Annotated in this window: 8 protein-coding genes and 1 tRNA gene; 5 read left to right on the forward strand and 4 right to left on the reverse strand. The window is 70.6% G+C overall.

Going from position 1 to position 8,163, the window contains the following annotated elements; translation table 11 throughout:
• Window positions 1-20 precede the first annotated feature (20 nt).
• From rfaE1 to VFK57_21945, 4 genes are read right to left on the reverse strand one after another with little or no spacing between them, the layout of a single operon-like run.
• Complete coding sequence (gene rfaE1, locus VFK57_21930) at window positions 21-1,010, reverse strand: D-glycero-beta-D-manno-heptose-7-phosphate kinase (protein HET7698390.1); 990 nt, start codon at window positions 1,008-1,010, stop codon at window positions 21-23.
• Complete coding sequence (locus tag VFK57_21935; protein HET7698391.1) at window positions 991-2,205, reverse strand: O-antigen ligase family protein; 1,215 nt, start codon at window positions 2,203-2,205, stop codon at window positions 991-993. The genes rfaE1 and VFK57_21935 overlap by 20 nt, the downstream gene beginning before the upstream one ends.
• Window positions 2,202-3,329 (reverse strand): glycosyltransferase family 9 protein, encoded by a 1,128-nt coding sequence (locus VFK57_21940; protein HET7698392.1) that lies wholly within the window; start codon window positions 3,327-3,329, stop codon window positions 2,202-2,204. Before VFK57_21940 ends, VFK57_21935 begins: the two co-directional genes overlap by 4 nt.
• Window positions 3,304-3,471: a Trm112 family protein gene (locus VFK57_21945; protein ID HET7698393.1), complete on the reverse strand. Its 168-nt coding sequence runs from the start codon at window positions 3,469-3,471 to the stop codon at window positions 3,304-3,306. The genes VFK57_21940 and VFK57_21945 overlap by 26 nt, the downstream gene beginning before the upstream one ends.
• A gap of 39 nt (window positions 3,472-3,510) precedes the next feature.
• On the opposite strand from VFK57_21945, the gene VFK57_21950 reads away from it, so the two are divergent.
• The 5 genes from VFK57_21950 to VFK57_21970 all read left to right on the forward strand — a co-directional run bounded on the left by VFK57_21950 (window position 3,511) and on the right by VFK57_21970 (window position 8,072).
• On the forward strand, window positions 3,511-5,178 hold the full coding sequence (locus VFK57_21950) for a tetratricopeptide repeat protein (GenBank protein HET7698394.1): 1,668 nt from the start codon (window positions 3,511-3,513) through the stop codon (window positions 5,176-5,178).
• The gene (locus VFK57_21955; protein ID HET7698395.1) at window positions 5,159-5,977 is read left to right on the forward strand and encodes a hypothetical protein; all 819 of its coding nucleotides are present in this window, start codon (window positions 5,159-5,161) and stop codon (window positions 5,975-5,977) included. The genes VFK57_21950 and VFK57_21955 overlap by 20 nt, the downstream gene beginning before the upstream one ends.
• 24 nt (window positions 5,978-6,001) lie before the next feature.
• Window positions 6,002-6,952 (forward strand): 4-(cytidine 5'-diphospho)-2-C-methyl-D-erythritol kinase, encoded by a 951-nt coding sequence (gene ispE, locus VFK57_21960; GenBank protein ID HET7698396.1) that lies wholly within the window; start codon window positions 6,002-6,004, stop codon window positions 6,950-6,952.
• 46 nt (window positions 6,953-6,998) lie between these two features.
• Window positions 6,999-7,073 (forward strand) — tRNA-Gln (locus VFK57_21965).
• Window positions 7,074-7,094: 21 nt separating this feature from the next.
• Window positions 7,095-8,072: a ribose-phosphate pyrophosphokinase gene (locus VFK57_21970; GenBank protein HET7698397.1), complete on the forward strand. Its 978-nt coding sequence runs from the start codon at window positions 7,095-7,097 to the stop codon at window positions 8,070-8,072.
• Window positions 8,073-8,163 lie beyond the last annotated feature (91 nt).

The raw sequence follows: 8,163 nt of genomic DNA on the forward strand, positions 1-8,163 counted from the left end.
TGGAGGAACCGCGGGGCACGCTAGCGAGCCGCCGCAAGTTCCTCCGCGAGTTCCTCCGCGGTGATCGCCACCGGCCCGAAGCGGGCGACCGCCAGGCCGGCGGCGCGGTTGGCGAGACGCGCGGCGTCGCGCAGCGAGCCGCCGGCCGCGAGACCCAGCGCGATCGCGGCGATCACGGTGTCGCCGGCGCCGGTCACGTCGGAGACCTCGCGCGCCTCGGCCGGCAGATCGTGTTCTCCCTCGTCAGACAGCAGCCACATGCCGTGCTCGCCGCGCGTGATCAGAACGCTGCGGCACGAGGCGCGCTCGCGGAACCTGGCGGCGGCGGACCGCGCTTCCTCGGCGTTGCGGATCCGCTGCAGCGTGACCGCCTCCGCCTCGAGGTGGTTCGGCGTGATCAATGCCGCACCCGCGTAGTAGTCGATGTGCGGCACCTTCGGGTCCACCAGCGACGGAACGCCCTTCGCCTTCGCCGCTTCGATCGCGGCGTTCGCCGTCGCCGGCGTGATCGTGCCCTTCTGATAATCGGAGATCAGGATGACGTGCGCGTGCGCCGCCGCGGCGCGGATCTTCAGGATCAGCGACGCCTCGAGTTCCCCGTCGACGGGCCGATCGCATTCGTAGTCGATCCGCGCGACCTGCTGGTTCCGCGTGGTCACGACCCGCAGCTTGCGTGTGGTGCAGCGATCCTTGTCGGCAATCACGCCGCCGATGCCGATCCCGGCGGTGCGAAGCGCCGCGGTCAGCCGCGAGCCCTCCGGATCGCTGCCGACCACGCCCGCAATCTCGACCTTGCCGCCCAGCGCCGCGAGATTGTTGGCGACGTTGGCCGCGCCCCCGAGCCGGAAGCTCTCGTGGTCGAACTGCACCACCGGCACCGGGGCTTCGGGCGAAATGCGTTCGACCCGGCCGATCACGAAGTGATCGAGCATCAGATCGCCGACGACGAGAACGGAGCGGCCGCGGGCGTCGGCGAGCAGCCGCGTGAGGTCAGCCGGCGCGTCGGGCATGTGTCGGTGGCGCGGCCGCCGCCGCGTACGGCAGCGTGACCAGGACGAGGAACAGCATCAGGAACTCGGAATCGCCGAAATTGTATTCGAACAGGCCGGCCGCGAGCATCGCGCCGATCACCGCGAGCCCGGCGTTCGACAGCGATGGGTATGCGGCGCGGCGCTGCCGCAGGAAGTCGCGCGCCAGCCGGACGATGAACCAGATCCACACCAGGAGCGCCGGGATGCCGCGCTCGGCGGCGATCTGCAGCGGCACGTTGTGCAGGTGCGGGTTGAGCTGGTTGATCGCCGTCTTGTCGCGAATCGTCGGGTACACCTGGATGACCATGTCGGGCCCGACGCCGGTGAGCGGATCCTTCTGCACCATGCGCCAGCCCGATTTCATCATCGCCACCCGATCGACGTTGGACGGGTCGGTCAGGCTGAACGTCGAATACAGCCGCGCGCTGAGGTTCGGCGGCGCCAGCACGAGAAATCCGCCGAGCGCGATCGGCAGCAGCGCGATCAGGCGGAAATCGCGGAGCACGAACAGGATGCCGATGCCGACGCAGGCGCCGACCCAGGCGCTCCGCGTGAACGTGAACGCCAGTGCGAAGACCAGCGCCGGCAGGATCAGCGACGCCCACAGGCGGTGATGCTGCGCGAACATGATCCGCGCGACCGCGGCGCACGTCACCAGCATCAGCAGGCCCGAGTAGGTCATGTAGAGCCCCAGCGTGCCCTGCGGCCGGCGCCCCAGGTTGTCGTAGCTGAGGATCAGGTACTGGACGATGCCGAAGGTCGCGCTGAGCGCGCCGATGGTGATGATCACGTCGACCGCGAGCAGCGCGCGGTTGCCGCGGAACAGCCGGTAGGCGAGCGGGACAATCACCAGCAGCACGAGCTGCTTCGAATCGACGAAGCTGACGCGCGGATCGACGGAGAAGAACGAGGCGATCAGCGTCGCGCCGGCGTAGGCGGCGAGCGGCCAGAACATGCCGGGCACTTCGATCCGCTCGCGGTTCCTGACGAGGACCCCGATCCAGAGAGCGGCGGCAATCGTCAGCAGGATGTCGGCGGCCGCGATCGACACCTGCAGGGCCGCGGCAAACGCCAGCAGCGTCAGGCAGGCGGCACGCTCGAGCGGCGCGGCGGGCAGCGTCGGCACGGCGTCCACCCAGCCGTTCGGCCAGGTGCTGGTCGCGGGCGTTCTCACGGCGCGCTCCGCCGGCCGGCGGCGGCCGAAGACGAGGCAGACAGTATCCGTTCGGCGGCGTCGATGGCGCGCGCCGGCGGCAGTTGGGTCAGGCAGCGGAAGTCGCCGGGCGCACACGTCCGCTGGTCGCAGGGACGGCACGCCAGATCGTCGCGCTCCAGCGATACCGTTGGAATCCCGGCCGGGCGCCACGGCGCGGACCTCGCCGCCAGCGTCGGCCCGTACAGACCGACCACCGGCGTGTCGGTCGCGGCGGCCATGTGCAGCGGTCCCGTGTCGCCGCCGACGAAAAGCCGGCTCCGGCCGATCAACGCTCTGAGCTCGTGCAGATCGAATTCTCCGAGATCGATGATACGGCGCGCCTCGCCGCCGAGTCGCGCGCGTGTGGCGGCCGCGATCCGGGCGGCTGCCTCACGGTCCGATGGGCCCGAGCTGAGAACCACGCGCCGCTTCGGCCCCCCGGCCGCGAGCGCGGTGGCGGTGTCGACGAAGAACGGCTCCGGCCACCGGCGGAACGGGTTGCCCGCGCTCACGTGCATCACCACGAGTTCGTCGTCTTCCGCCACGCCGGCGAGCCGCAGGCGATCGGCCATCCGCGCGTCGGCCTGCGGGTCGAGCGCGATGTCGATGCGATCGCGCTCCGGGCTCGGTTCGCCTCCCGGCCAGTCCGGGATCGCGCCGAGCAGGTCCCATTGATTCCGGACCGAGTGCCGCGGCCGGAGTTCCCGCGGCCGCGCGACCCGGCGCGTGTACATCCACTGGCGGCCGCCGATGTCGTAGCCGATCCGCTGCCGCGCCCCGCTCGCCCACGCCAGCCAGGAGCTGCGCGGACCGCCGTGCAGATCGATCGCCAGGTCGAACCGTTCGCGGCGCAGCCGCCGCGCCAGGTGCAGGTCGTCGAGCAGCCGCCGCACGCCGCGCCGCCGCGGCGCCACGATCACCTCGTCCAGATGCGGATTGCGGCTCACGATCGGCGCGGCCGCAGGCTCCACCAGGTACGTCAGCCGCGCCCGAGGATACGCGCGGCGCAGCGCGCCGATCAACGGCGTCGTGAACACTACGTCCCCGATCAGGCGCAGGCGGATCAGCAGGATGCGTTCAGGGCTCGATGGTGGCCTCGTCAATCAGCATCACGGGGATGTCGTCCTTGATTGGATACACGCGCCGGCACTGCGGGCACTTGAGCGCCGTGCCTCCCTTCACCAGCTCGACCTTCGTCTTGCAGTTGGGGCACGCCAGGATCTCGAGCAGTTCCGGATCAACCATGAGACAGTCCCTCGCGGTCTATTATAGTCATCGGTTTCCATGCTGACTCCAGTCTCTGCCGTTGTCGCGCTCTCGCTGGCACTTTCCGCGCAGGCGCCGGTGAGGACGCCGCCCGCGCCGGCGTCCGCGGCCAGGCCGCAGGCGCCCGGCGAGCGGGAGCTGCCGACGTACTATTTCCTCCTCGGCCGCTTTCTCGAAGGGGAAGGGAAGGTGGACGAGGCGGCCGCGGCGCTGCGCAAGGCCGGTGAGCTCGATCCGAAGAGCGCCGAGCCGCGCGCCGAGCTCGCCGCGCTCTACGCGCGTGCCGACCGCGCCCCCGAGGCGCTGGCCGCCGCCGAAGAGGCCATCAAGATCGATCCGAAGAACCGCGAAGCCAATCGCATCCTCGGCACGGTGCTCGCCTCGTTCGCCGCCCAGCGCCAGGCGGCGAAGCCCGGCGACGACGTCTCGTCCTACGGGGCGCGCGCGATGGCGGCGCTGGAGATCGCCCGCGGCGACGGCACCGGCGACCTGTCGATCGATCTGACGCTGGCGCGCCTCTATCTCGAGCGCGATCGTCCCGCCGACGCCATCCCGCTGTTGCGGCGGATCGTCGCCGAGCAGCCGCAGTTCGCCGAAGGGTCCGTCCTGCTCGCCGAAGCGCAGGAACAGACGGGATCCCCCGACGCGGCGATCGAGACGCTGACGCTGCTGCTCCAGGATCAGCCGCAGTTCTTCCGCGGCCGCGTGCAGATCGCGGAGCTGTACGATCGCCAGCGGCAGTGGAACGAGGCGGCGCAGGCGTGGGCCGCCGTGCAGAAGCTCAGTCCCCGCAACACCGAGGTGATGGCCCGGCGCGCCACGTCACTGATGAATGGCGGCCGTCCGGCCGACGCACAGGCCGTGCTCCGTGAGGCGCTGAAGATCGCGCCGAACGACGTGCGCCTGACCTTCATCCTCGCCCAGGCGCACCGCGACGCCGGCGATCTCGATGCGGCCGAGGCCACCGCCCGGGCGCTGGCCGCGGCGTACCCGCAGGATCCGCGGACGACGTACCTGCTGGCGCAGATGCTCGACGCCCGCGGGCGCCACAAGGAGATCGTCGAGCTGCTCAAACCGGAAATCGAGCGTCTGCGCGCCGCCAAGGCGAAGCCGCAGCAGATCGGCCTGCTGCTCGGCGCGCAGGGGCTCGCGCTCCTGCAGTTGAAGCGCTACGACGAGGCCATCGCCTCGTACAAGGAAGCGATCGCCGCCACGCCGGACGACACGTCCGTGCAGTTTCAGTTCGGCGCCGCGCTCGATCGCGCCGGCCGGCGGCCCGAGGCCCAGAAGGTCTTCCGCGATCTCATCGCGCGGCATCCCGACCACGCCAACGCGCTGAACTATCTCGGCTACATGCTCGCCGAACAGGGGACGTCGCTCGACGAAGCGGTATCGCTGATCCAGCGCGCGCTCGCGCTGGATCCCGGCAATCCGTCGTATCTGGATTCGCTCGGCTGGGCCTACTTCCAGCAGGGCAAGCTCGATCTCGCGGATCCGCCGCTCTCCGCCGCGGCCGATCGGCTGCCGAAGAATTCGGTGATTCAGGATCACCTCGGCGACCTGCGCCTGAAGCAGAATCGCCGCGCCGAGGCGGTGGAGGCCTGGCGCCGCGCCCTGGCCGGCGACGGGGACGGCATCGATCGCCTCAAGGTGCAGAAGAAAGTGGATGCGGCGCAGCGCAAGTAGACCGGCCGCCCGCGGTCTTCGGCTCGCGGCGGCGATCGCCGCGGCCGCCGTTGCCGGGTGCGCGCCGAAGGCGCCGATCGCGCTCCCCACCGGCGCCGGGACCCCGTTTCCCGCCTTTGCGTCCGCGTTCGACGACGCCACGCGCGGCTGTCGCGGCGTGACGACCATCACCGCGTCGATGGCGATGTCCGGCCGCGCCGGATCGACGAAGCTGCGCGGCCGCATCGACGCCGGCTTTGCGGCGCCCGATCGCGCGCGCCTCGAGGGGCGGCATCCGGTGTTCGGCCGGCCGGTCTTCGTGCTCGTCGCCGGCGCAGGCCGCGGCACGCTGGTGCTGACGCGCGACGATCGCGTGCTGCGCGACGCGCCGCCGGAACGGATCGTCGAAGCGCTGGCCGGCGTGCCGCTCGGCGCGGAGGCGCTTCGCACCGCGATCAGCGGCTGCGGCTTCGGCGGCGTTCCCGGCGACGGACGCGAATTTCCCAACGGGTGGGTCGCGGCACCCGTCGATGGCGGGACGATCTATTTGCAGCGCGCCGACGCGGCGTGGCACGTCGCCGCCGCCTCGCGCGGCGGCGTCACCATCGCCTATGCCGATTACGCCGGCGGCCGGCCGTCCACGATCCGGATCCGCGCCGAATCGGCCGGCCGCACCAACGCCGACGTCACGCTGCGCCTCTCGGACGTCGAGATCAACACGACGCTCGATCCGCGGACCTTCCAGATCGAGCTGCCCGATCGCCCGATTCCTCTGTCGCTGGATGAACTCCGGAAAGCGGGGCCGCTTGGTGGATCCTGACAATTCCCGGTGGGGAGTTGCGAATTGACGCGGCGCAGCTTCACCGTGCGCGCTCATGCCAAGGTCAATCTCGATCTGCGCGTGCTCGGCGTGCGCGCGGACGGCAACCACGAACTGCGCACCGTGTTTCAAGGCATCGAGCTGCACGACACGCTCGTCTGCCGCGAGCGCCCCGGGCCGTTCACCCTGCAGTGCCGGACGCCCGGGGTGCCGCTCGACGACCGCAATCTGATCTGGCGCGCGGCGGCCGCGCTCTGGACCGCGCTCGGCCGCGCCGGCGCGCCGCGCGACGTCGTGGTGCGCATCGAGAAGCAGATTCCGCTCGAAGCGGGTCTCGGCGGCGGCAGCTCGGATGCCGCCGCGGCGCTGGTCGCGCTCGGCCGCCTCTGGGGCGGCGCGGCGCTGACGCTCCTGCGCGAGGTCGGCGCGACGATTGGCGCCGACGTGCCGTTCTTCCTGTCGGGCGGGACGGCGCTTGGCCTCGGGCGCGGCGAGGAGATCTACCCGCTTGTCGATCTGCCGCCGCACTTCGTGGTGATCGTCCGCCCGCCGTTCGGCGTGTCGACGGCGGAGGCGTACGGCTGGTACGACGAGGACCGCGCGTCGGGGCAGCGCGACGAGAATCGCGAGCTGCAGCAGCTGCCCGTGCCCTGGCCGACCCGCGCGGCGCAGATGATCAATGACCTGGAGCCGCCGGTGATCAGACGCCATCCCGAGATCGCCGGGTTCAAGGCTCAGCTGCGGGAGCTCGGCGCCACGGCCGCGGCGATGTCCGGCAGCGGATCGGCGGTTTTCGGCCTGTTTCGCAGCCGTGCCGCCGCCCACCACGCCGTCAAGCCGTTGTCGCGGAACGGCGCCCGGGCCCTCGTCACCCGGACGCTGAGCCGCGCCGAGCACGAGCGGCGGAGTCGGGCCGTGGCCCCGCGGGGGCGCGCCACGCGCGGGCCCGCCCGGAGAGTTGCCCGAAAGGGCTAGGATCCGCTAGACTTAGCCTTTTGCGGATGGCTCGCGGGGGCCGTCTTGGGGCGTGGCCAAGCGGTAAGGCGCGGGACTTTGGATCCCGTATTCGGTGGTTCGAATCCACCCGCCCCATCCATCGCAATCCAAGGGTGTCTGCGTGATTACGACCGGAGCGCTACCGCAAACGATGGCGAGCGGGCAGCTCAAGCTGTTCTCGGGCAGCGCGCATCGGGCGCTGACCGAGGAGATTGCGGAGTTCCTCGGCGTCCAGGTCGGGCACGCCCGCCTGCAGCGGTTCCCCGACACGGAGGTCTCGTTCCAGATCGACGAGAACATCCGCGGCACCGACGTGTTCGTGATCCAGCCGACCTGCGCCGACGTCGATCGGCACCTGGTCGAGCTGTGCGTGATGATCGATGCGTTCCGCCGCTCGTCGGCGTCGCGCATCACCGCGGTGATTCCGTATTACGGCTACGCCCGGCAGGACCGCAAGGACAAGCCGCGCGTGCCGATCTCCGCGAAGCTGATGGCCAATCTGATCACCGCCGCCGGGGCGAATCGGGTGCTGACGATGGATCTGCACAAGGCGCAGATCCAGGGGTTCTTTGACATCCCGGTGGATCACCTGTTCGCGGCGCCGGTGATCATCCAGTATCTCGGGACGCTCGACAGTCCGAACCTGACCATCGTGTCGCCGGACGCGGGGGGCGCCGAGCGCGCGCGGGCCTACGCCAAGCGGCTCGACGCGGAACTGGCGATCATCGACAAGCGCCGCACCGAGGACGGGACGGCGGAGGTGATGAACGTGATCGGCGACGTCGCCGGGCGCACGTGCATCATCCAGGACGACATCATCGACACGGCGGGCACGATCGTGAAGGCCGCCAACGCGCTCAAGGCCAACGGGGCCGAGCGCGTGTTCGCCTGCGCGGTGCACGGCGTGCTCTCGGGGCCCGCCATCGAGCGGCTCGAGGCGGCGCCGATCGATCAGGTGATCATCACCAACACGATCCCGCTCTCCACCGAGCGGGCGAAGTGCTGCCGCAAGATCAGGCAGCTCTCGGTGGCCCGCCTGCTCGGCCAGGCGATTCGGAGTATTCACGAAGAGACCTCGGTCTCCTCGCTGTTCGTATGAGCGGCAAGCTGAGAGCTGAGAACTGAAAGCTGATTATGGAAGCCACACTGCAAGCGGAGAAGAGAGACGGCCGGGGCAAGAACGAAGCGCG

It is taken from the genome of Vicinamibacterales bacterium (assembly GCA_035699745.1).
In the GTDB taxonomy this organism is placed as follows: Bacteria; Acidobacteriota; Vicinamibacteria; order Vicinamibacterales; family 2-12-FULL-66-21; genus JAICSD01.

Coding starts and splice junctions, on each gene's coding strand:
- rfaE1 (HET7698390.1), bottom strand. CDS start 1,010: ATGCCCGACGCGCCGGCTGACCTCACGCGGCTGCTCGCCGACGCCCGC.
- VFK57_21945 (HET7698393.1), bottom strand. CDS start 3,471: ATGGTTGATCCGGAACTGCTCGAGATCCTGGCGTGCCCCAACTGCAAG.
- VFK57_21950 (HET7698394.1), top strand. CDS start 3,511: ATGCTGACTCCAGTCTCTGCCGTTGTCGCGCTCTCGCTGGCACTTTCC.
- VFK57_21955 (HET7698395.1), top strand. CDS start 5,159: ATGCGGCGCAGCGCAAGTAGACCGGCCGCCCGCGGTCTTCGGCTCGCG.